This window comes from Pseudomonas cichorii (assembly GCF_018343775.1).
GTDB lineage: Bacteria > Pseudomonadota > Gammaproteobacteria > Pseudomonadales > Pseudomonadaceae > Aquipseudomonas > Aquipseudomonas cichorii.
In genome coordinates, this window is sequence record NZ_CP074349.1 from 2,998,133 (window position 1) to 3,020,989 (window position 22,857).

A 22,857-nucleotide genomic window follows, 5' to 3' on the forward strand; every position below is an offset into this window, starting at 1 on the left:
ACCTCAGGCGAACTCGCACGTCACACTGGCGTTGCCGTCAAGCGTGGCGTGAACCCGCTTGAGGCTTTCACCGGTGGCCATGGCATCCAGAAGGCGGTCGGCCACCAGCGGCAGAACGTGCTGATCCAGCAAGTGATCGATCAGGCGCGCACCGCTTTCGCTCTGGGTACAACGCTCGGACAGGTGATCCACAAGGTTCTGGCACCAGGTGAACTCCAGTTGGCGACGGTTCAGGCGCTCGCCCAGACGACCGAGTTTGATCTCGATCAGCTCGCGCAGCACCGGGCCGCCGACCGGGTAATACGGCACGACGCGCATACGGGCCAGCAGCGCCGGCTTGAAATGCTTGCTGAGGACTGGGCGGATGGTTTCTTCCAGCACTTCGGCAGACGGACGCTCGCCGTTTTCGCACAGTTCGGCGATACGGTCGCTGCCCAGGTTCGAGGTCATCAGGATCAGGGTGTTGCGGAAGTCGATCTCACGCCCTTCCCCGTCGTTGGCCACGCCCTTGTCGAAGATCTGGTAAAACAGGTTGAGCACGTCCGGGTCGGCCTTCTCGACCTCATCGAGCAACACCACGGAGTAAGGCTTCTGGCGCACGGCTTCGGTGAGCATGCCGCCTTCGCCGTAACCGACATAGCCCGGTGGAGCACCGATCAGGCGGGAAACAGTGTGCTTCTCCTGGAATTCGGACATGTTGATGGTGGTGATGAAACGATCACCGCCGTACAGCAAATCCGCAAGCGCCAGCGCGGTTTCGGTCTTGCCGACACCACTAGGACCGACCAGCAGGAACACGCCCACCGGTGCGTCCGGCTTGTTCAGGCCCGCAGCCGTGGCGCGCATCGAACGATCAAGCGCATGTACGGCCTGTTCCTGACCACGAATGCGGGTACGCAGGTCAACGGCGAAACTCGTGACCTTGGCATTGTGCTCACGGGCCAGTTGCGACAGCGGCACACCGGTCCAGGCGCTGATCACTTCGGCCACCAGACGCGGGCAGACTTCGAAGCTGACCAGACGCTCCTGGGTCTGGGCGGCGGTCAAGGCGCTATGGGTCTGGTTCAACTCGGCTTCCAGCGTCTCGACACTCAGGGCTTCGTCGGCTTCATTGCTCAGGGTTTCGATGACCGTGCCTTCGGCGTCTTCTTCGACACTGATGGTCGGCTCGACCGCTGCGGCTTCACGGGCCTTGGCCAGTTGCTGACGAAGTTCCAGCAGACGCTCGGCCAGTTGCTTCTGTTCGGTCCACTGGCTTTCCAGAGCGCTCATTTCGCTTTGGGCTTCCTCCAGTCGGGCTTCCAGTGCATCAAGGGCTTCATGGTCGATCAGCAGACCGGCTTCGGCATCACGGCGCAGCGCCTGACGCTGGCGGCCACCTTCAGCCAGCTCGCCACGCAGGCGCTCAAGGCTCTCAGGAGCCGCGGCCAGGCTGATACGCACACGGGCGCATGCGGTATCGAGAACATCGACAGCCTTGTCCGGCAACTGGCGGCCTGCCAGATAACGGGCAGACAACTCGGCGGCACACACCACGGCGTCATCGCGCAGGTAGATACCGTGGCTCTTCTCGTAAACCTGAGCCAGGCCACGCAGGATGGTCACGGCTTCGCTGACAGTCGGTTCGTGCAGTTGCACCGGCTGGAAACGACGGGCCAGGGCCGGGTCTTTTTCAAAGTACTTCTTGTACTCCGCCCAAGTGGTGGCGGCGATGGTACGCAACTCGCCACGGGCCAGTGCCGGCTTGAGCAGGTTGGCTGCATCGGAGCCACCGGCATTGCCGCCTGCGCCAATCAGCGTGTGGGCTTCGTCGATGAACAGGATGATGGGCTTTGGCGATGCTTTGACTTCGTCGATCACACCTTTGAGGCGTCGTTCAAACTCCCCCTTGACGCTGGCACCGGCTTGCAACAGGCCCATGTCCAGGGACAGAAGCTCTACGCCCTTGAGAACTTGTGGCACTTCACCCGCGGCGATGCGCGAAGCCAGACCTTCGACGATGGCGGTTTTACCCACACCGGCTTCACCGACCACAATCGGGTTGTTCTTGCGGCGACGGGCCAGAATATCGACCATCTGACGGATAGCGCCGTCACGGCACAGTACCGGATCAAGTTTGCCGTCACGAGCCTGTTGGGTCAGGTTGTGGGTGAAGCGCTCCAGCAGCGACTCGCCCTGCACTGCCGGTTTTCCGCTGGCCGGTTGTTCTTTCTGGGACAGAGCGAACTCTTTCAGACGTTCAACATTCAACTTGGCCAGCAATGGTTGGTAGCGGCTACCGGCATAGCGCATCGGGTTGCGCAGCAGTGCCAGGATCAGTGCGGCCTGCTCGACCTGGCTTTGGCCCAGCTCAAGGTTGGCAACCAGCAGCGCATCCTGCAGCCATTGCACCAGCTCCGGCGCGAACACCGGGTTGCGCGAAGCGCTGTGCTCGACCCGCGACTGCAAGGCTGCGCTCAGTTCACCGGCATCCACTTCGGCATCCTGCAAAGCGCGCGCGAGCAAGCCTTGGGGACGTTCCAGCAGGCCCAGCAACAAGTCTTCGACGAGGATTTTGCTACCGCCACGGGCAACGCAGCGCTCGGCCGAACGTTCCAGATCACGACGGGTTTCGGCGTCCAGTGCCTGAATAAGTTGTTGCAGGTCTACGTTGATCATGGGTCATCTGTCCTTAATGAGTTTTGCTGCCCAGGGTTACCACACCGTCCGCTTTTTCGCGGCCGAGCCAACTGGTCCATCCCAGGCGACAGGCGTTTTGTTCACCGATGCGCAGTTCGCGTATTTCTTCCTGGCGCAGTACCAGGCGAATGTCGTAATCAAGCGGGTCACGCAAGGTGAACCGCACCAGCGCGCACAGCGGCTGGTAGCCGAAACCGATTGGCAGGAACTCGTGAAAGCGCTGCCAGTCGAGCTCGCGAATGTGAATGCGGAACTTGCCGCTGCGGTCGCGTACATGTTCACCCAGCACCAGGTCTTCCCCGAGCATGCTGTTGGCGCAACCCAGACGATTGCGCTGCTCGTCGAGAATTTCCACCCGACGCTCGATGCACTGCTCGATGGTCAGTTCGGCGTGCTTGAAGTAGTAACGCAGCACCGCTTCGATCAATGCTGCCGAGTGAGCACGCAGGCTGAGCAAGCCCAGATATGGCAGCAGGCGCTTCCAGTTCAGTTCCTTGGCGCGCCGGATCTCTTCACCACCAAGGCCGATCAGGGCGAAAAGATGCGAAGAAAACGCATCGACCGCGCCGCTTTCGAAGCTGGCCCGATAGCGGTATTTTTTCCAGATCGGCAGCATCAGCCGTTGCAGACGATGGTGAAACAGATCGAGGAAATTGCGGGTCGGGTTGCCGTCCTCGCTGTCGCCCAGCGCCTGTTCGCCATAAAACGCAGGCAGCGGCGAACCGGAACCCACCAGACCGATCAGGTTGAAGCGCATGCGCGCTCGCATTTGCCCGTGCTCTTCAAAAAACTCCACGCGATCAACGTCACTGCCAGGGAAACCCAGGCTCGGGTTGGCCTGGAATTCCAGCTGGTCGTACAGGTCGTCCTCGCTCAGGTACGGGTGCGCCTCGCGCAGCCGGTCGATGACCAGCAGCACGGCCTGAAACAGCGAGTACTCTCGTATACTTCGGGTCAGCCCGCTTAAAGCAGGGGCTGAAGGCCCATACGTGGTGTCCATTGGTACACCTCTCCCTGTGTGCTTTTTACCCGCAGCTCATGGTACGAATTGAGACTGGCGTAAAGCGCGAAAAACTCGTTGAGAACCGAAGCGAACACGAACAGGTCGCCTTCGCCGATATACCCTTCCGGGTCGATGGTCAGTTCGGTGCGCAAACCGCGTACCGGCAGACCACGGTGCAACCGGTCCACGTGTTGATGCTTGATCGACTTGAGCCCGCCCAGCAGGCGTTTGCTGACCTTTTCCGCGTGCTGGTCGTAGTAGCGCGGCAGGTCGTAGGTTTCCAGAATCACCTTCAGTGCATTGACGTCGGCAAGGGACAGATAGTTAAGCGACATGTTGCTGATCAGCTTCCACAGGAAATCACGGTTCAGCGGCGGCGCAAAACTCGACGTGGCCTGGGTGATATTGCGAAAACTCAGGAACTCCGGCGTCTCTTCACAGGCCACGCAGATATCGCCGAGCTTGAGCTTGCGCGGCAGGTTCTGGTTGGTGCACATCAGCTCGATAGACAGGGTTTCGTGGGCTTCGGTATGACGGATACCGAAGCTCAGGTAAGTGTCCAGGCCGTGATGCAGCAAGGATGAACGCTGGCGGATGCTGTAGTGCGGACGGCTGTTGGGCACGTCGAAGCTCGGGTCATGCTCGAAGGACTCGAACGGCACGTATTCCTGATAACCGAGGCCGCCGGGCTTCCAGCCGGTCACGCTTTCCACCGAAAACACGCCACAGTTTTCCAGATCGTATTCCGCTGGCAGCAACAGGTACTCGTCCTGTTTGCCATCGAGACGGATCGGCAGCGCGTCGTGCTTGAACAGGTTGACGATGGGCGTGCAGAACAGCTTCACGTTATCCAGGGTCGGACGCAGGCGCTGGATGCCGCTCTTGCGGATGTCAAAGCGCAGTTCCAGGCCACGCATCTGCTTGAGGGTGTCTTGCGGCAGCGCTTTGAGAATATCCAGGCCGTTGACGTCGACGAACAGGAACTTGTCCTGAAAGGCGAAGTATTCCTGCAGGTAGCGATAGCCGCGGAAGGTGTTCAGCGGATACGGGATCAACGCCTCTTCCTCGGCAAAACCCACCGGCTGTACGCGGTCGCCCGGTATCTTGAATGCCATCGGAATGTCGTTGACGCCATTGATAGGCTTGCCGGCTCCGTCCAGAGGAATCAACTCGATGCCTTCCAGATTGCGCAACAAGCTGAGGTAAAGCATCTGGCTGATATAGCGCTCACCGGCGAAGTGCAGGCGCAGACGGCTCAGTTCCAGTTCGCCCAGATGACCATCAGCACTCATCTCCAGGCGCAGACTCAACAGCGAACCGTCGCCCTTCACCGAGTAATTCAGTGCCGCCAGATCCAGCGCCAGCACCTCGGTCGGGTAGCAGGTACGGAAACGGCAACGCACGTCATCCTTGGGCACGCTCTCGACGGGCGTATCACGCTCGACATTCAACGCAGGCCCTGAACGCTTGAGCGGATCGAACTGCAAAATACTGAACGCCGGCAGCGGCCGCATATAGTTGGGCCACAGCAACTGCATCAGCGAATGGCTGAGCTCCGGCAATTCGTCATCGAGCTTCTGGCGCAGACGCCCGGTCAGGAATGCAAAACCTTCCAGCAACCGCTCCACATCCGGATCACGCCCGGCCTGCCCCAGAAAAGGCGCCAATGCCGGGCTACGCTCGGCGAAACGGCGGCCCAACTGACGCAGTGCGGTGAGTTCGCTTTGGTAGTAGTGGTTAAAGGACACGGATTACCTGCCTGTTTTGTGAACGAATTGACCCGTTGCTTTCACGAATACGTACTTCCTTGCCAACTAAGCTGCCTTTAAAACAGCTCACGAAACACCCACTTATCAAAACTATAAATTGCGAGAAACGCTACGATAGAAACCAGCAAAGACGGAGCGCCTGCCCGAAAATCTCTTTGAACCAAAGCCAAGCCGGCACCTTTAACAAGATAATAAAGTGCCGCCACTATCAGCGGAATGAAAGAGATTGTACAAAACAAGAATAGCCATTCATAGAATGTGCTGTTCGGTTGCTGCCCTCGCGGATGTGTAAAAGACATCAGCAACAAAAGCGCAGATACGGCCAAACAAATGTACCGAAACACTTAGCGCAACCCTTTTTCGTACAGCAATTTAGCCAGCTCTCGACGTCTGGCTTTCCCCTCAGGATTATCGCCAGAGTAATAAAAGTGCCCTCCACCATTGAGCATCTGCTTGCCCAATTCAATAGAGGCTTTCATCAATTCTTCATCTGAAATCCCCGCGTAAATTGGATCTCCTTTGTCCTTGAGGTCAATAATGATGGTGCTGCCAATATTGGGGTGTGAGCTGACCGCATCACGTAGGCTCTTATTGATAGGCGCACCAATCAGAACAAGGTGATCGATCCTGATGCCGGCACGGGCATGATAAATGGCACTGCGTGCAGCAATCACTGCCCCCCACGAATAACCGACGATGTTGAACTGCCCAACCTTCGGCAAAGGCTTGTTTATCTGCAAAACGCTCAATGGAAACTCAGTTGCCTTTAATTTGCTCACATCGCGACTTATTTTCATTGCCATCAGATCACTGACGGGGGTACATACAACGTCCTTGTAGTTCCTGACAGTAATCCAGCCAAACAAGTATTTTTTCTCTATATACTCATTGCCGTACTCGCATTTCTGCAATTCTCCATACTCAAGGACGACAGGATCTTTTTCATCCTGATTATAAAGAACCACCGAGGATGCGTCGCTCAGCATGTCGGCGTATTCGGGAACATACTTATCCATACCAACAATAAGTGAAGAGTAATTTCCATAAGCCGCATTGGAAATGCCAACCTCTTCAAATGCTGCGATCATGTCATCGTTATAGGCGCCAATCATCCCTGCTCCGCCAAGAAATACGGTGAGCCCATGCTCTACTTCGACGGACTTTGGCCCCGGCTCCTTGGTTGGCGTGCTCTGCATGGTTGAGACTTTTACAAAGTTTCCGTTAGCAGTTGTTTTGGTATCGGCGCCCATTGATCAGTCCCTCGATGCAATGTAGATGTCGATTTTTTCTGCCTGCTTGTGGCGAGCAACACGATGAGTCAAGCCCTTGTCGTTTGTAATGCCCTCTTCCTCTGAACCATCCTCCCTTACCAAGAGGTAGCGGGAATTAGCCATTGGCGCACCAGACTTGTCGGTCAACACAAACTGCTCATCAAAACCAGGCAAAGGCAACGGCGGCACAAACGGCACCGGAGTATGCGAATTCCCGATAATCACCGTCCCGGACCCAGCCGTCACCTTGTTGCCATGACTACCGACAGAACCCACGGTCGCAGCCGGTTTGCCGTTGATCAGAACGGTTGTTGCAAGATCACCCACCAACGCACCGCCACAGGCCGAGGCATCGCCTTGGCGGGCGGCCGGGAGGCCGTCGAAGAATACGTCGCCGGAACCGGCGGCAATCGGGTTTGTGCCGTGGCCGGATACAGGGCAAGCAGTCGGGTCGGATACACGTGCTGCGGGTTTACCGGACATCGGAGCCTCCTTAGTTGACCTTCACTTGACCACTGCCATCCAGGCGAGCGGCGAAACTGACCTGGCGCTTGAAACCATCAACTTCCAGCAGGCCTTCGATGCTGAAGGACAGGCGAAGCTGATCGTTGTCACGCGGCAGGGAAATGACACGCACGTTGCTCAGGCGCGGCTCGTAGGCTTCGATGAAGCTTTCGATGGCCAGGCGTGCCTGACTCAAGGAATCGTGCAGGCTCAGGCGCATGTCATTGAGATCGGGTAACCCGTAATCGGACAGCGTTTGCACGCTGCCCGCACGGGTGCTGAGCATCTTGGCCAGATGGGCAGCCACGGACGACATGGCGGAAACCTCGCGGCTCCATCCGACGCGTTGATCCGCGTCGCCATTCAGGCGTTCGAAAAGGCTGCCGTATCCAGTCATGAGTTGCTCCTTACTCTTTGTCCAGCTTGCCAACCAGCGACAGGGTGAAATCGGCACCCATGTACTTGAAGTGCGGACGCACGTTCAGGCTGACGCGGTACCAGCCCGGCTCCCCTTCTACATCGCTGACGATGATCTGGGCAGCGCGCAGCGGGCGACGGCCACGCACTTCGGCGCTTGGGTTTTCCTGGTCGGCCACGTACTGGCGAATCCACTTGTTGAGTTCCAGCTCGAGGTCGGTACGCTCTTTCCACGAACCGAGTTGCTCGCGCTGCAGCACTTTCAGGTAGTGAGCCAGGCGGTTGACGATCATCATGTACGGCAGTTGGGTGCCGAGCTTGTAGTTCAGCTCTGCTGCCTTGCCTTCTGCGCTGATGCCGAAGAACTTCGGCTTCTGCACCGAGCTTGCGGAGAAGAACGCCGCGTTGTCGGAGCCTTTGCGCATGGTCAGGGAAATGAAGCCTTCCTCGGCCAGTTCGTATTCACGGCGGTCGGAAACCAGAACCTCGGTAGGAATCTTGGTTTCGATTTCGCCCATGCTTTCGAAATGGTGCAACGGCAGGTCTTCAACAGCACCACCGCTCTGCGGGCCGATGATGTTCGGGCACCAGCGGAACTTGGCGAAACTGTCGGTCAGCTTGGTGCCGAACGCGTAGGCCGTGTTGCCCCACAGGTAGTGCTCGTGGCTGTTGGCGACGGTTTCCTTGTACACGAACGATTTGACCGGGTTTTCTTCCGGATCGTACGGGTTGCGCAGCAGGAAGCGCGGCACGGTCAGGCCAACGTAACGGGAGTCTTCCGACTCACGGAAGCTCTGCCATTTGGCGAATTGCGGGCCTTCGAAGTGATCTTTCAGATCCTTGAGGTCCGGCAGACCGGTGAAGCTTTCCAGGCCGAAGAATTTCGGGCCGGCAGCGGCAATGAACGGCGCGTGGGACATGCAGGCTACGCTGGAGACGTACTGCATCAGTTTCACGTCCGGGGAGCTTGGGGACATGTAGTAGTTGGCGATGATCGCGCCAACCGGTTGTCCACCGAACTGACCGTATTCAGCGGTGTAGATGTGCTTGTACAGACCCGACTGCATCACTTCCGGCGAATCTTCGAAGTCGTCCAGCAGGTCGTCCTTGGAGACGTTGAGGATTTCGATCTTGATGTTTTCGCGGAAGTTGGTGCGATCGACCAGCAATTGCAGACCACGCCAGGACGATTCCAGGGACTGGAAGTCAGGGTGGTGCAGAATTTCGTCCATCTGACGGCTGAGCTTGGCATCGATCTCGGCGATCATGCGGTCAACCATGGCCTTCTTGACCGGCTCACCGTTGTTCTGCGGCTTGAGCAGTTCTTCGATGAAGGCAGATACGCCGCGCTTGGCGATGTCGTAGGCTTCGTCGTCCGGTGTCAGGCGGGTTTCGGCAATGATGCTGTCGAGAATGCTGTATTCGCCGCTCTCGTTGCTCTTTTGCTGTGCTGCGCTAGTGCTCATTGTGTTGGCTTCCTTGACTGATAGAGGCTCAGGCTTTCGGGGCTTCGGCGTTCAGACCCAGCTCACCGAGTACGCGACCGCGGGATTCGTCGTCGGCGAGAACGCCTTCGATGGCTTTGCGGAACGCAGGCGCGTTACCCAGCGGACCTTTGAGGGCCACCAACGCGTCGCGCAGTTCCATCAGTTTCTTCAACTCTGGCACTTGCTCGACCAGGCTGGCCGGGTTGAAGTCCTTCATCGAGTTGACGCGCAGCTGCACGGCCAGCTCTTCATTGTCGCTTTCTTCCTGAAGGCGATTCGGCACGCTCAATGTCAGACTCAGCTCTTGCTTTGCCAGCACTTCGTCAAACGTCATTTTGTCGATGCTGATCGGCTTGCGATCTTCGATCTTGCGTTCGTCCTTGCGGTGCGTGTAATCACCGATTGCAAGCAGCTTCAACGGCAGTTCGATCTCTTCCTGTGCACCACCGGTGGCAGGTTTGAAAGTGACGTTGATGCGTTCCTTGGGGGCTACCGAGCCTTCTTTGGCCATGGCTTTTCTCCTTGCGGTTGTGGCCCTGGGGCCTATTCGAGTACCACTTCGAGGTCGAGGTGGCACAGCCTGCGATAAATCTCTTCCTTGCGTTCACGCACTGCATGGTTCTGCGGTAACAACTCGTAGCAGCTATGCAGTAAATGCAGCACTTCCAGCGCAAGATCGGGCTCCCAGGCGCTCAGGCCTGAGTCCTGTAATGTTTGGTCGAGTGTTTCGAGCTGAGTCCTGGCCAGTTCGTATTTCTTGGCCATGAAGCACAGCCGCGCGAGTGCGAACTGCCAGAAAAACTTTACCCGTCCGCCGTTGGCGCTCTGCAAGCCCTGCTTGAGAATCTGCACGGCAGCCTTGAGGCCTTCCTTGCGCAGAATCGGCATGACATCTTCGAGGGCCTGCTCCCAGGCCGGCTGGATGTCGGCAACTTCAACCTTGCGCGGCGCACTGGCAGTCTGCAGGTGCGGCATGACATTGGCGCTGATCCAGGCGCGGGTATTCGGATCGGCAAACGGTGCGCCGTCGTGGAAACGCAATTCGATAATGCCGGGCAGGCGCTGGATCAACAGTGCAAAGTGGATTTCCACTTCGCGCATGGCCAGTTCGGCGTTCAGGGCTTGCAAACATTCCCAGACCATCCGCTGACCATCGAACCAGAATGGCGCCTTCGTCAGGCTGGCCTCCAGCTCTACCAGCAGGTCGGCATATTTGCCCTGGTCGTAACGATCCTGATAAGCCTTGAGTTTGTCTGCCGGCAGCCCGCGCAGCGCGGTGATCTGCTCGGCATTGCGCTCAGGAACCGCATCGATAGGCAGCCACAGCAGCGTGCGGCTGAGGCGCAAGGCACGCAGGTCACTGGCTTTCTGCTTGAGCCACCAGGCGCACAGCGGACGTGCGTTTTCCTGTTGGGCACGCAGGGCCTTGTGCGCCTCCTTCTCGTTGTCGATCGGCGCACCGGGCGTGAATAACTGGGTAGCGGCCTGCTTGACCTGAGCAACCGCTGCACCCACCACGCCAGGTTCCGGCTGGTTGTCGGCAGCGCGCTGGACCATGCTTTTAAGGCGGCGGGAAAGTGGCAACAGCAGTGGAGCATCATCGCCCAGATGTTTGGTGCACGCATTGTCGAGACCTTCAAGGTGCTCGACCAGACGGCGGAACAGAGGCAGTTGCTCTTTGATGGCAACGTTTTCGTTCAACACCTGCTCAAGGCGTGACACCAGCCAGCTGATGCCAGCGGCACGAGTACGAGCCTTGCTCGGGAAAACCTCGGGCCAGTGATTCTCGCAAAGATGGTGTAAAAGCCCGAGACCTGCCAACAGCCCCTGGAAGGATTCACGCTGATAAAGGGACCAGGTCAGCCAGGCGCCTACGCGCAAATCCTTGGACTGGGTACGAAGGAGAGCTTCACTGTTTTCGCGAATTTTCAGCCAGTCGATCTGACCGCTTTCGTGCATGGATTGGGCTTTATTCAGCTCGCTTTCCAGAGCCTCATACTCGCTTGAAAAGCGAACGTCCTCTCCCGCAAAGCTTTCGGCGCAAACCGGTGCCTTTGCGAGTTCGAGGTAATGAGCTGAAAGCTTACTTGAGTAGGACATCCATGACCTTCAATTACGATCACATCCAATATGGCCATTACAAGTGCAATGGCATAAGACAGCGCGAAGTGGTAGCGAACCCCTGGTTTAATTGGGAATCCCACCTTCTGAGGCCGTGGATCTTACTCACGGTGATGGCCACTAGCAAGTACTTAAACAGCAAGACGAAACTTCTTTATCTTTTGTAGGGATTTTCTTAAATCGCGAGAACTAATGATACCAGGCTGATGTCACACATCTCTGCCTCAGTGCGGCCCACACGGGATGGAACCCCATCCGGCACATCGCAACGGACGACATATCCATCCAGGCGAACCACTCTCTGCGAGGATGAGAACCATCATGTAAGATGATGGCAATTAGCAATCATCTATATATCAACAGCACCCACCACTAACTCTTGCGATTATTATTTTTATGCACGGGAACTAATGATATCAATATGATGTCGCGCGCATCCTGACACTTGGCAATATGCAGACAAAACATGTGCCGTAGTTATGACTGAATGTCATGACCAGATGAATACATACAAGTGATAGGCAATGAAAAGACCATCCTCAGGGTTACCCGGAGATGTCTAGGGGTATTTCCCCATTGCTGTGCATGTATACATGCACAGCAATGGAGGAAAGAAAGGCTTGATGACGAGCCAGGGTTACTCCTGACTCCCTCCAACCAGCGTCTGCACTCTCAATACCTTGTTACCTGACGTCACGTAAGCCCAGTGCTGTGAGCCCGCAGAGCAGAATGCAAGGTTGCCGGTATCCTCTGCAGCCACCTGCAATTTCCCCAGCAGTTCGCCTTTTGGCGAGAACACCTGGATACCTTCTTTGCTGCTGCTCCAGACATTGCCTTTGCTGTCGACCTTGAGGCCGTCAGGGATACCCGGAGTGATTTCGGCAAATGTCCGGCCATTGCTCAGTGCGCCCTTGTGTACCTGATAGACCATGATCTTGTGGGCCAGCTTCGGGTTCTTGAAGTCGTGGGCCAATTGCGAGTCGGCGACGTAGAGCAGGCTTTGATCAGGCGAAAAGGCCAGGCCATTGGGTGAATGAAGGCCCGGTGCCTTGAGGCGCGTCAGCTCCTTGAGCAGCGGGTTATAGCGATACAGGTATTCACCGCCCTGCTCCGGCTTTCCTCCGTAACTCTCTGCCTTGTTCAAGACGCCAAAGGTCGGATCGCTGAACCAGATATGGCCGCTCTTGTCGACGATGACATCATTCGGGCTGTTCAGGCGTTTGCCCCTGTATCTCTCGACCAGGGTTTGCCATTTGCCATCCTTTTCCTGACGCACGATTGCCCGTTCGCCGTGGGAGGCTGCAACCACGCGCCCCTCGGCATCCAGTGCCCGCCCGTTCTGATAGTGAGCAGGATCCAGCAAGGTCGTGACGCCGCTTTTCTCGTCCCAACTCATGACTTTGTTCGCCTTGACGTCACTCCAGAGCAGTCGTCCATCTGGCAGGCACAGCGGGCCTTCTGCCCACTTTGCTCCGTCGGTGAGCAGTTCCACCTTCGCATTGGGCTCGACTAGCGTGGAAAACGAAGGGCTGGTGGCAACCACCGTTATGGGCGAAGCCGCATCCGCAGCCATGATCTGGCTGGTTGCCAAGAGTGAGCTGCCCAATAGCAACAGGGACACTTTCTTTCGTAATTGCCGCATATTCCGTCCTTATATGAAGATACGTACGAAGCTGGTTTGACGGTAATCGGCGGCCGAAGTTTATTCCCGATGTCTATTGGCTACGTAACAGCTTCCAGACGACGATGCTCACCAGACCGATCAAGGCGGAAGCCGCGAGCAGAACCAGACTGTGTGATGAGCTGAAAGCCTGCTGCCCGGCCAGAACGAGTTGCTGCGCCTGATGCCCGCCCAGCGCCTTGGCAGCCATCATCGTTTCGCCGATCGAGCGCCCTGCTGTTTCGGCGATATTCAAGGGCAGGTCACCCGGCAGACGGATCGATCTTTCATAGCTGGACGTCAGAATGATTCCGAACACCGTGATCCCCAGCCCTGAGCCAAGATCATAACTTGTCGCCTCCAGAGCCCCGGCCGAGCCGGCTTTCTCGACTGGCGTATTGCTCATGATCGCGACTGAAGAAGCTGTCATGCCAACGCTGAGTGCCAGTCCGAGTGTCGCCAGGATGAAAATGACCCTCACACCGTTGCTGCCCAGGTCTGCAAGCGCCAGCCCCAACAGCGATACGGCAGAAACCAATAGAGAAAAGCTCGCCACCCGTCTCAACCCGGTCGCCTGAAGAATCATGCCTCCCAGTGGCCCGCCCACAGCGGAGCCAATCATCAGTGGCAGCATGAAAATTCCGGCCTCCAGAGGCGTTTGCCCGAGCACGAATTGCAGCTCCTGAGCGAGCATCAACTCAACCCCGGCAAGCGCTCCCATGACCATCAGTGACATGACAACACCTGCGCTGATCGCCGGAACAGAAAACAGGCTCAAGTCGAGCATTGGGTCGGGCGAGCGCAGTTGTTTACGTGCAAACCAGCACATCATCAGGATGCCGAATGCCAGGAAGAGAATCGTCATCAACAGGGAACTGCCTGTCCTGAAGCCGGATTTCAGGCCATATACTGTTGCCATGATGCCGAAGATCAGAATCAGGGCCTGGCCTATGGGCCACTTTCCGTTACTGCCTGCCGATAGCAGACGCATCGGGATATAGGCCCTCACCAGAGGCATGACAACAAGCATCACTGGCACGTTTATCAGGAATACCGAGCCCCACCAGAAATGCTCGAGCAGCGCCCCGCCAGCAAGCGGTCCCAGGGCAGCTCCTGCGGAAGCGACTGCACCCCAGATGCCCAGCGCCATAGCCCGTTCGCCTTCATCATTGAACGTCTGGCGAACGATGGCCAGGGTGCATGGCATGACCATGGCAGCACCAAAAGCCATGAACGCACGCGCCCCGATCAGGGCCGCGGCACTCGGAGCAAATGCCGCAAGAACCGAACCCGTACAAAAGATGCCAAGCCCCAGCAGCAACATGCGCCGATGACCGACTCTGTCGGCGAGTGTCCCCATGGGGATCAACAGGCTGGCCATCAGCAGCGGATAGATGTCGATGATCCACAGGACCTCGGTGCCGGTTGCCTGCAGGGCCATGGAAAGCGAGGGGACTGCCACGTGAAGAATGGTCAGATCCAGTACGATCGGCAGGAAAGCCATCATGACCGCCAGCAATACCAGCCAGCGGTTTAAAGTTCTACCCGACAAGACAGCTCATCCTTTTCAATACAGCACCACGAAAACACTTGGGCAACCCTTTATTCTTCACCAGCCGAGACACGCTGTGCTCTTTCACGCAGCCCCATGATCAGGACGAAAAACACCGGCACGAAAAGCACCGCCAGCGTTGCCGTGAGCATGCCGCCCATGACGCCGGTCCCGATCGCCTGCTGGCCGGCCGAGCTGGCCCCCGAGGCAAACGCCAGTGGCACAACCCCGAAAATGAACGCCAGGGATGTCATCACGATGGGCCGCAGACGCAGACGAGCCGCCCGGATACTGGCCTCGACCCTGCCCATGCCTTGAGCATGAAGACTCGTCGCGAACTCAATGATCAGGATGGCATTCTTCGCCGAGAGTCCGATGATGGTGATCATCCCGACCTTGAAGAACACATCATTGGGCATGCCGCGCAAGGTAACAGCCAGCACCGCGCCGATAATCCCGAGAGGCACCACCATCAAGACTGCCGCAGGAATCGCCCAGCTTTCATAGAGCGCCGCCAGGCACAGAAACACCACCAGCATCGACAGCCCGAGCAGCAGCGGCACCTGGCCGCCGGATATGCGCTCCTGCAAGGAAAGCCCCGTCCACTGTAGGGCAAACCCTGATGGTAGCCCCGAAGCCAGACGCTCCATTTCCTCCATCGCATCACCAGTGCTGTGCCCCTGCGCGGGCTCGCCGGACAGACTGATCGCCGAGTAACCGTTGTAACGAGTCAGTTGTGCTGGCCCTTTCGTCCACTTGATAGTGGCGAATGCGGAAACAGGCACCATGCGCCCCTGACGGTTTTTGACTTCCAGGCGCAACAGGTCTTCAACCTGCTGCCGACGATCTCCCTCGCTTTGCACGATCACCTGCTGCATGCGGCCAAGATTCGGGAAGTCATTGACGTAAGCTGAACCCAGTGAGGTCGACAGCACGCTGGCGATATCCGAGAACGAAACCCCCATGGCGTGGGCCTGCAAGCGATCCACGTCAATATTGATTTGCGGGGTTTCCGCCAGAGAGGCTTCGCGCACGTTTTGCAGGATCGGGCTGTCGCTGGCTCGACGCAACAACTCGTCACGAGCCTGTCGCATCGCGTCATACCCTTGTGAACTGCGATCCTGCAACCAGACCTCGAAGCCGCCCGATGTTCCAAGACCTTCAACGGGAGGTGGCAACAGACTGAAGACCATGGCGTCCTTGAGACCTGAAAACACGGCAGTTGCCCGGTCGGCAATGGATTGCGCGGAATCCTGAGCCGCTCGCTCGGACCAGTCTTTCAGCGTGGTAAAGGCAAGCGCAGCATTCTGCCCGCTACCGGAAAAGCTGAAGCCGAGAATCATCACGGTATTGGTAATACCGGACTCCCGGGTGTTGTGTGCTTCGATCTGCCTGGCCACTTCAATGGTGCGTTGCTGACTGGCACCTGGCGGCAATTGAATATCGGTGATGGTATAACCCTGATCCTCCATTGGCAGGAACGATGACGGCAGACGGGCAAACAGCAGCCCCATGATGCCTGTCAGCAATAGAAAGATGACCATGTAGCGTCCAATGCGCCCTACTGCCTTGCTTACCAGATTTTCGTAGCCCTGACTGGCTTGCTCGAAGCGCCGGTTGAACCAGCCGAAAAAACCTTTCTTTTCGTGATGCGAGTTTGCAGGTATCGGCTTGAGCATGGTGGCACACAGAGCCGGTGTCAGGCTCAGGGCCAGAAACGCCGAGAACACAATGGCAACGGCCATGGAAATCGAGAACTGCTGATAGATCACCCCCACCGAACCCGACATGAATGCCATGGGAATGAAGACCGCTGTCAGCACCAGGGTTATTCCGATGATGGCGCTGCTGATTTCCTCCATGGCTTTGCACGTCGCTTCTCTGGGTGAAAGCCCTTCCTGGGCCATCAGTCTTTCGACGTTTTCCACCACCACAATGGCATCGTCTACCAGGATGCCGATTGCCAGCACCATGCCGAACAGTGTCAGCACGTTGATCGAGAAGCCGATCACATACATCACGGCAAAGGTGCCCATCAGGGCGACAGGCACCACAAGGGCCGGGATCAGGGTGTAGCGGATGTTCTGCAGGAACACGAACATCACGATGAACACCAGCACCATGGCTTCGATGAGGGTGTGAATGACTTTGGTGATCGAGACCTTCACAAAAGGAGACGTATCGTAAGGAATGTCGTATTTCACACCCGCCGGAAAGTAGCGCGAGAGTTCATCGAGCTTTTGCTGCACCAGGGTCGCGGTGCTCATCGCGTTGGCTGCCGGCGCCAGTTGCACTCCGACGGCCACCGATGCCTTCCCATCCAGACGGGTGGCGAAATTGTAGTTCTGGGCACCGACTTCAACCCGGGCCACATCGCCGATGGTGACGGTTGAACCGTTGGTGTTCGACTTGAGCACAATCGCGGCAAACTCCTGAGGCGTGCTCAACTGCCCCTTGACCATGACGGTAGCGGTCAACTCCTGATCCGTGGAGGACGGCAAATCACCAATGCTGCCCGCCGCAACCTGTATGTTTTGCTCGGCAATAGCCTGGCTGACATCAGCCGGAGTCAGATTGAAAGCCACCAGTTTCTGCGGATCGATCCAGATGCGCATGGCACGTTCCGAGCCGAATAACTGGGCCTTGCCCACGCCTTTCAGGCGCTTGAGTTCGTTGATCACGTTGCGCGTCAAATAGTCGCTCAGCGCAATCTCGTCCAGACGACCGTCAGTGGAAGTCAGCGTCGCGATCATCAGGAACCCGGCGGATATTTCTTCCAGTTGGAGGCCCTGCTGGCTGACCGCACGAGGCAAGCGCGGCTCGATGACTTTCAGACGGTTCTGCACATCGACCTTGGCCAGCTCGGGGTTGGTGCCCGGCTGAAAGGTAATGGTCATGGTCGCCGTGCCCTGGCTGCTGCTGGAGCTGAAATACAGCAAATTGTTGACGCCGTTCAGCTCCTGCTCGATCAGGCTCACCACGCTCTCATCGATGCTATTGGCGGACGCGCCAGGGTAAGTGGCCGTCAGTTCGAGTTGAGGCGGCGCAACGCTGGGGTATTGGGCCACTGGCAGCTGAGGTATTGCCAGCAGACCGGCCAGCACAATGAACAATGCGATGACCCAGGCAAAAACCGGCCGGTCGATAAAGAACTGCGCCATTACTTCTGCTCCTGGGCCAGGGCATCCGCGCCCTCTTCCTGCACGGTGACTGCACTACCCGGTTGCACATGTTGCAGCCCGGAAACGATGACCTGGTCACCGGCGTTCAGACCGTTCTTCACGATCCAGCGATTGCCTTGTACGCCTCCCAGCTCAACGCCCCGCTCCAGAACCTTGCCCTCATCCACAATAAGAACCAGAGCCTTGCCTGCCGCATCACGTTGTACAGCGCGCTGAATGACGGTAATGCCTTGTGCCGTGCGAGCCTGATCAAGCTGTACGCGGATGAAGCTGCCGGGCAGCAGCTCATTTTTAAAATTGGGAAATTCACTGCGCAGCGTGACCTGACCGGTGCCTTGATCAACGGTCAGGTCGGAAAACAGCAACGTCCCCTTGTGCGGATATGGGCTGCCATCTTCCTGAATGAGTGTCGCGGTAATCTGTCCCGGCTCAAGCTGCTGCAATCCGCCTTGCTGCAACGAGCGACGCAGCTCGCTTATCTGGCGGGTGGACTGGTTGATGTCGGCATAGATCGGCTGTAACTGCTGGATGGTTGCCAGAGCAGTTGCATCGCCCTGCCCGACCAACGCGCCTTCGGTAACCAGCGCCTTACCGATTCGCCCCGAGATGGGCGCAGTGACGGTTGCATAATCGAGGTTGAGCCGGGCGCGTTTGAGCGCAGCACGGGTTGAGGCGACATCGGCCTGGGCCTGCAGGAAGCTGGCGCGAGCGTTTTCGGCGTCCTGACGGCTGACGGCGCTGATCTTTGTCAGCTCGGCATAACGCTCGGCCTGCAGACGAGTCTGATACTCCGTCGCCTGTGCCTTGCGCAAAGCCGCTTCGGCACTTTCGAGATCGGCCTGAAAGGGGGCAGGATCAATGCGGAAAAGCACATCGCCCTGCCTGACATCGGAGCCTTCACGGTAAACCCGTTGCAACACGATCCCTGCGACCCGGGCACGGACCTCGGCGACCCGTGGCGAAACCAGGCGGCCATTGAGTTCAGTGGTGATGATCAGGGGACGCGTCTTGACTGTTTCCACCTTCACTTGAGCCGGCATGTCTGGCTCAGCCGTGGGCTTGCCACAGGCAGTCAGTGCGGCAAGACAGGCACACAACAGAAAACGACTTGGATCGAGACGGAATAAAGACGGCATTGTGGCGCTCCCCTGAAGATAACGCCATGCTAAAGACTGCTTGCGCAGCGCATGTAAACAAGTGTTGGGAAGATGTTAATAAGTGTTAAGGCTTTGCTCGTATCCGGCATGCCTTGGTTATGCTGTCCCCTTTGCACAAATGGCCTGAACAATGACCAGGATTATGCTTGTCGAGGACGACATTGCGCTGGCAGAGCTGATTGCAAGTTATCTCCAGCGCTTTGACTACGATGTCACGGTCGTCAACCGGGGAGATCGTGCGCTCGAGGTCATGCATCGTCTACGTCCCGACCTTGTCATCCTTGATCTCATGCTGCCTGGGCTCGATGGCTTGCATGTCTGTCGACAGTTGCGCGACGAAAGTCCCGTTCTGCCCATCATCATGCTCACGGCCCGGGACAAGAACGACGATCAGATTCTCGGCCTTGAAACAGGTGCCGATGACTACGTCGCAAAACCCTGTGACCCTCGCGTACTCCTGGCGCGAATCCGCACCCTGTTGCGGCGCAGCCTTTCTAGCGAGACTCGTCACGATGCCCAGCAGATTGTCCTGGGGCGGCTCTTGATCGATCTGGCTGAGCGACAAGTGAAATGGCGCGACCAGGATGTCGAGCTTTCCTCCGGGGAGTACAACCTGTTACTGGTGCTTGCCAACCACGTGGGAGAGGTATTGAGTCGCGATCAGTTGATCCAGCAGTTACGCGGCATCGAATTCAACGGTATCGATCGTTCGGTCGATGTCGCCATTTCCAAATTGCGTCGCAAGTTTGAAGACAACCCTGCCGAGCCTCGCAGAATCAAGACGGTCTGGGGCAAGGGTTACCTGCTCAGTCGCTCGGAGTGGGACGAGTAACAGGCCGGTTTCACGAACTCATTCCGCACTTCCCCGCAAAAGATAATGGATCGCCATGTTCAAGATGCTCGCTCGGCTTTACCTGATCATGCTGGTGACCTATGGCGTCGCGCTGTTTGCGATCCCGGAGATTGTGCTGAGCTGGTTCAACCAGCAAACCATCACCTATAACCAGGATCAGGCCAAGGGTACGCTGAGTCAAATCAGAAAACGCTTCAATCAGACACCGCAAGAAGCCTGGCCAGCGCTGGAAAACGAACTGCGGACCGATTTTGCCCCGTCTCGGCTGAGGCTTGTCTCCATAGACGATCCAGGCCTGTCGGAGCGTGAGCGCACCGCTCTCAAGCAAGGCCTGAATGCTGTGCGTTCGGACAATTATGGCGAGCTGGGCACAGCACTCACCCTGATCGCCCCGGATACGGTTGTCGAACTGGTAGCGCCCGATGCGCCTGTCGACATCAACATCATGTACTGGCTGATCAATATTCTGATCGGTGCCGCATTGCTGGCCTGTCTGCTGGTATGGATCTGGCCTCACTGGCGCGATCTGCAACGGCTCAAGCGTACGGCGATGACCCTGGGCAGCGGCAATCTGGCCGAGCGAACGCAAATCTCACCACGCTCGAACATTGGCGAGCTGGCCCAGGTGTTCGACACGATGGCTCAGGATATCGAAGGCCTGCTCAATCAGCAGCAGGAGCTCTTGAATGCGGTATCCCATGAATTGCGTACCCCCTTGTCGAGGCTGGAGTTCGGCATGGCGCTGGTCATGGCCGATCCCCTGGAGGCACCGACAAGGCTGCGTCTTGAACAGATGGTGGGCCACATCCGGGAGCTGGATTCCCTGATCGATGAACTGCTTTCCTACACTCGCCTGAAATCACCGAACCAGCGTCCACTGCCCGAGGCAATGCCACTGCAGACGTATCTGGACAGCGTGCTGGGTGGCTTCATCGATGAACAGGAAAACAAGGGGTTCACGTTACTGCTGTGCCTTGAGGATGCCGCAGGATACTTTGCCCTTGATCCTCGCCTGACTGCACGCGCCCTGCAGAATCTGGTCGGCAATGCCATTCGATACTGTAACAAGGTGGTGCGCGTCAGTGCCATGCTGACAGAGCAAGGCCTCGTCATCAGTGTCGAGGATGACGGGATTGGCATACCTGTCGCCGAGCAGGAGCATATATTCGAGCCGTTCTATCGACTGGATCGAAGTCGCGACCGTGATACGGGAGGATTCGGTCTGGGGCTGGCCATCAGTCGTCAGGCCATTGAATGCCAGGGTGGCAGCATTACTGTCGATTCATCGCCACTGGGCGGTGCAAGATTTGAGATATTTCAGCCAGCACGGAAGGCTGGCTGAATATTCATTGTACAGCTCACGCGCTGTGCAACACCCGCCCCTTTACCTCGGCAATCGCCTTGTCCAGGGCAACCTGGAAGACCCCGACCAGCACATCGATTTCTTCGGCCTGAATGATCAACGGCGGCAGGAAACGCACGACCGCTCCGTGGCGTCCGCCCAGCTCCAGAATGACACCCAGGTGCAGGCATTGGCGTTGAATGGCCTGGGCCAGTGCGGTATCCGCTGCTGGCACACGGCTGTCGCCCGGCGTATCGCTGACGATTTCCACGCCGACCATCAGGCCGCGACCGCGAACCTGACCCAGGCATGGGTAATCGCTCTGCAACTGGCGCAGCGAACTCATCAGGCGCTGACCCATGACGTCAGCATGCCTCGGCAGGTTTTCGCTGATGATATGGCGCAGAGTCGCAGCGCCTGCGGCCATGGCCATCTGATTGCCGCGGAATGTGCCGGCATGGGAGCCAGGTTTCCAGGTGTCCAGTTCTTCCCGGTAAACCACCACCGACAGCGGTAGGCCACCGCCAATGGCTTTGGACAGTACGAGAATGTCCGGCTCGATGCCCGCATGTTCGAAGGCAAAGAGTTTGCCGGTACGACCGATGCCGGTCTGCACTTCATCGATGATCAGTGCCACACCATGTTTGCGGGTCAACTGACGCAGGCCCTGAAGCCAGCGCACCGGCGCGGGTATCACACCGCCCTCGCCCTGTACGACTTCAACCACGATGGCCGCGGGAGGCAACACGCCTGACTCCGGATCGCCCAGGAACTGTTCGATGAAATGCAGCCCGGCATCGATACCCGCTTCACCGCCAATACCGAACGGGCAGCGATAGTCATAGGGATACGGCAGAAACTGCACGTCAGCCATCAGAGAACCCAGCGCCTGCTTGGGTCCCAGATTACCCATCAGGCTCAAAGTGCCCAAGGTCATGCCGTGATAACCGCCGGAGAACGACATGATGGGTTTGCGTCCGGTGGCGATACGCGCCAGCTTCAATGCTGCTTCAATGCCATCGGCACCGGTAGGGCCGCAAAACTGGATGCGCGCATGGCGGGCAAAGTTTTCCGGCAATGCCGCGAACAGGTCTTCGACAAAACGATCCTTGACCGGTGTCGTCAGGTCCAGGGTATGCAGGGGCAAACCGGAATCCAGCGTCTGGCGCATGGCTTCGATGGCGACCGGGTGGTTATGGCCCAAAGCCAGAGTCCCCGCGCCTGCCAGGCAGTCCATGAACAACTGACCTTGAGTATCGCGCACATAAAGGCCATGAGCTTCCTGCAACGCCAGTGGAATGCGGCGCGGGTATGAGCGGGCATTCGACTCCCGTGCAGCCTGACGCTGCAGGTACTCATTGGTGTTCAGTTCACGGGGTGCCTGCTGACGAAACTGCTCCAGTGTGAAGGTTGCACTGGATGCCTGGCGGGGCTGGACGCTTTCCATATTGAATCCCTGAAATTGAAAACACGGTCGCAGGCGATCAGCCCTGCCCTTGTACCTGCATGGCCTGACGCAGGCTCAGCGGGCGCATGTCGGTCCAGACTTTCTCGATGTAGCTCAGGCAATCTTCCTTGCTGCCCTGAACATCGAGGGTGCGCCAGCCTTCGGGCACACTGCGATAGTCAGGCCAGATCGAGTACTGTTCCTCATCATTGACTACAACCAGAAAGCGCGTATCCGGACTGTCCAGACTCATTGTTTTTCTCCTTGAACAAGATTTTGATACATTCTCGACACATTACTACGAATGGTAGCAATTCTCATTAATATTTTATTACCTTTACATCCCTCTCAACCGCCGATGGCGAAGATGAACAGTCGCAAGACGCTGACGCCCTGTTTATACTTCCAGCCCC

General features: G+C 57.6%; 17 protein-coding genes. 2 read left to right on the top strand and 15 right to left on the bottom strand.

The window, feature by feature from the left end:
- Positions 1 to 3: 3 nt before the first annotated feature.
- The 13 genes from tssH to KGD89_RS12880 all read right to left on the bottom strand — a co-directional run bounded on the left by tssH (position 4) and on the right by KGD89_RS12880 (position 18,781).
- On the bottom strand, positions 4 to 2,658 hold the full coding sequence (gene tssH / locus KGD89_RS12820) for a type VI secretion system ATPase TssH (RefSeq protein WP_025260179.1): 2,655 nt from the start codon (positions 2,656 to 2,658) through the stop codon (positions 4 to 6).
- Between the two features lie 13 nt (positions 2,659 to 2,671).
- Positions 2,672 to 3,679, bottom strand: a complete 1,008-nt coding sequence (gene tssG, locus KGD89_RS12825; protein WP_025260180.1) for a type VI secretion system baseplate subunit TssG — start codon at positions 3,677 to 3,679, stop codon at positions 2,672 to 2,674.
- Complete coding sequence (gene tssF / locus KGD89_RS12830; protein ID WP_025260181.1) at positions 3,643 to 5,430, bottom strand: type VI secretion system baseplate subunit TssF; 1,788 nt, start codon at positions 5,428 to 5,430, stop codon at positions 3,643 to 3,645. The genes tssG and tssF overlap by 37 nt, the downstream gene beginning before the upstream one ends.
- 365 nt (positions 5,431 to 5,795) lie before the next feature.
- On the bottom strand, positions 5,796 to 6,701 hold the full coding sequence (locus tag KGD89_RS12835) for an alpha/beta hydrolase family protein (protein WP_025260182.1): 906 nt from the start codon (positions 6,699 to 6,701) through the stop codon (positions 5,796 to 5,798).
- A gap of 3 nt (positions 6,702 to 6,704) precedes the next feature.
- Positions 6,705 to 7,205: a PAAR domain-containing protein gene (locus KGD89_RS12840; protein WP_025260183.1), complete on the bottom strand. Its 501-nt coding sequence runs from the start codon at positions 7,203 to 7,205 to the stop codon at positions 6,705 to 6,707.
- Between the two features lie 10 nt (positions 7,206 to 7,215).
- Complete coding sequence (gene tssE / locus KGD89_RS12845) at positions 7,216 to 7,623, bottom strand: type VI secretion system baseplate subunit TssE (protein WP_025260184.1); 408 nt, start codon at positions 7,621 to 7,623, stop codon at positions 7,216 to 7,218.
- A 10-nt stretch (positions 7,624 to 7,633) separates the two neighbouring features.
- Positions 7,634 to 9,109 carry a type VI secretion system contractile sheath large subunit gene (gene tssC / locus KGD89_RS12850; protein WP_025260185.1) on the bottom strand — a complete coding sequence of 492 codons (1,476 nt, stop codon included), beginning with the start codon at positions 9,107 to 9,109 and terminating at the stop codon, positions 7,634 to 7,636.
- 28 nt (positions 9,110 to 9,137) lie between these two features.
- Complete coding sequence (gene tssB / locus KGD89_RS12855) at positions 9,138 to 9,641, bottom strand: type VI secretion system contractile sheath small subunit (protein WP_025260186.1); 504 nt, start codon at positions 9,639 to 9,641, stop codon at positions 9,138 to 9,140.
- Positions 9,642 to 9,673: 32 nt separating this feature from the next.
- Positions 9,674 to 11,230, bottom strand: coding sequence for a type VI secretion system protein TssA (gene tssA, locus KGD89_RS12860; protein WP_025260187.1), 1,557 nt, complete (start codon positions 11,228 to 11,230; stop codon positions 9,674 to 9,676).
- A gap of 658 nt (positions 11,231 to 11,888) precedes the next feature.
- Positions 11,889 to 12,893: an SMP-30/gluconolactonase/LRE family protein gene (locus tag KGD89_RS12865; RefSeq protein ID WP_038399864.1), complete on the bottom strand. Its 1,005-nt coding sequence runs from the start codon at positions 12,891 to 12,893 to the stop codon at positions 11,889 to 11,891.
- 73 nt (positions 12,894 to 12,966) lie between these two features.
- Entirely contained in the window at positions 12,967 to 14,463 is a 1,497-nt protein-coding gene (locus KGD89_RS12870; protein ID WP_025260190.1) for an MFS transporter, read from the bottom strand.
- A gap of 50 nt (positions 14,464 to 14,513) precedes the next feature.
- On the bottom strand, positions 14,514 to 17,624 hold the full coding sequence (locus KGD89_RS12875) for an efflux RND transporter permease subunit (RefSeq protein WP_025260191.1): 3,111 nt from the start codon (positions 17,622 to 17,624) through the stop codon (positions 14,514 to 14,516).
- A complete protein-coding gene (locus KGD89_RS12880; protein ID WP_025260192.1) occupies positions 17,624 to 18,781 on the bottom strand; it encodes an efflux RND transporter periplasmic adaptor subunit in 1,158 nt (385 codons plus the stop codon). Before KGD89_RS12880 ends, KGD89_RS12875 begins: the two co-directional genes overlap by 1 nt.
- Before the next feature lie 151 nt (positions 18,782 to 18,932).
- Between KGD89_RS12880 and KGD89_RS12885 the strand changes: the two genes are divergently transcribed.
- Both KGD89_RS12885 and KGD89_RS12890 read left to right on the top strand, forming a co-directional pair.
- The gene (locus KGD89_RS12885) at positions 18,933 to 19,634 is read left to right on the top strand and encodes a response regulator (protein ID WP_025260193.1); all 702 of its coding nucleotides are present in this window, start codon (positions 18,933 to 18,935) and stop codon (positions 19,632 to 19,634) included.
- Positions 19,635 to 19,689: 55 nt separating this feature from the next.
- Entirely contained in the window at positions 19,690 to 20,997 is a 1,308-nt protein-coding gene (locus KGD89_RS12890; protein ID WP_025260194.1) for an ATP-binding protein, read from the top strand.
- A 16-nt stretch (positions 20,998 to 21,013) separates the two neighbouring features.
- On the opposite strand, the gene KGD89_RS12895 is transcribed toward KGD89_RS12890, so the two are convergent.
- Both KGD89_RS12895 and KGD89_RS12900 read right to left on the bottom strand, forming a co-directional pair.
- Positions 21,014 to 22,444: a diaminobutyrate--2-oxoglutarate transaminase gene (locus KGD89_RS12895; RefSeq protein WP_025260195.1), complete on the bottom strand. Its 1,431-nt coding sequence runs from the start codon at positions 22,442 to 22,444 to the stop codon at positions 21,014 to 21,016.
- A gap of 37 nt (positions 22,445 to 22,481) precedes the next feature.
- Positions 22,482 to 22,697, bottom strand: a complete 216-nt coding sequence (locus tag KGD89_RS12900; RefSeq protein ID WP_025260196.1) for an MbtH family protein — start codon at positions 22,695 to 22,697, stop codon at positions 22,482 to 22,484.
- Positions 22,698 to 22,857 lie beyond the last annotated feature (160 nt).

Excerpts from the sequence above, each read along its gene's own strand:
- KGD89_RS12835 (WP_025260182.1), bottom strand. The coding sequence starts at position 6,701 with ATGGGCGCCGATACCAAAACAACTGCTAACGGAAACTTTGTAAAAGTC.
- KGD89_RS12875 (WP_025260191.1), bottom strand. The coding sequence starts at position 17,624 with ATGGCGCAGTTCTTTATCGACCGGCCGGTTTTTGCCTGGGTCATCGCA.
- tssA (WP_025260187.1), bottom strand. The coding sequence starts at position 11,230 with ATGTCCTACTCAAGTAAGCTTTCAGCTCATTACCTCGAACTCGCAAAG.
- tssH (WP_025260179.1), bottom strand. The coding sequence starts at position 2,658 with ATGATCAACGTAGACCTGCAACAACTTATTCAGGCACTGGACGCCGAA.
- tssC (WP_025260185.1), bottom strand. The coding sequence starts at position 9,109 with ATGAGCACTAGCGCAGCACAGCAAAAGAGCAACGAGAGCGGCGAATAC.
- tssE (WP_025260184.1), bottom strand. The coding sequence starts at position 7,623 with ATGACTGGATACGGCAGCCTTTTCGAACGCCTGAATGGCGACGCGGAT.
- KGD89_RS12840 (WP_025260183.1), bottom strand. The coding sequence starts at position 7,205 with ATGTCCGGTAAACCCGCAGCACGTGTATCCGACCCGACTGCTTGCCCT.
- tssG (WP_025260180.1), bottom strand. The coding sequence starts at position 3,679 with ATGGACACCACGTATGGGCCTTCAGCCCCTGCTTTAAGCGGGCTGACC.
- KGD89_RS12895 (WP_025260195.1), bottom strand. The coding sequence starts at position 22,444 with ATGGAAAGCGTCCAGCCCCGCCAGGCATCCAGTGCAACCTTCACACTG.
- tssB (WP_025260186.1), bottom strand. The coding sequence starts at position 9,641 with ATGGCCAAAGAAGGCTCGGTAGCCCCCAAGGAACGCATCAACGTCACT.
- KGD89_RS12890 (WP_025260194.1), top strand. The coding sequence starts at position 19,690 with ATGTTCAAGATGCTCGCTCGGCTTTACCTGATCATGCTGGTGACCTAT.
- KGD89_RS12880 (WP_025260192.1), bottom strand. The coding sequence starts at position 18,781 with ATGCCGTCTTTATTCCGTCTCGATCCAAGTCGTTTTCTGTTGTGTGCC.
- KGD89_RS12900 (WP_025260196.1), bottom strand. The coding sequence starts at position 22,697 with ATGAGTCTGGACAGTCCGGATACGCGCTTTCTGGTTGTAGTCAATGAT.
- KGD89_RS12885 (WP_025260193.1), top strand. The coding sequence starts at position 18,933 with ATGACCAGGATTATGCTTGTCGAGGACGACATTGCGCTGGCAGAGCTG.
- KGD89_RS12865 (WP_038399864.1), bottom strand. The coding sequence starts at position 12,893 with ATGCGGCAATTACGAAAGAAAGTGTCCCTGTTGCTATTGGGCAGCTCA.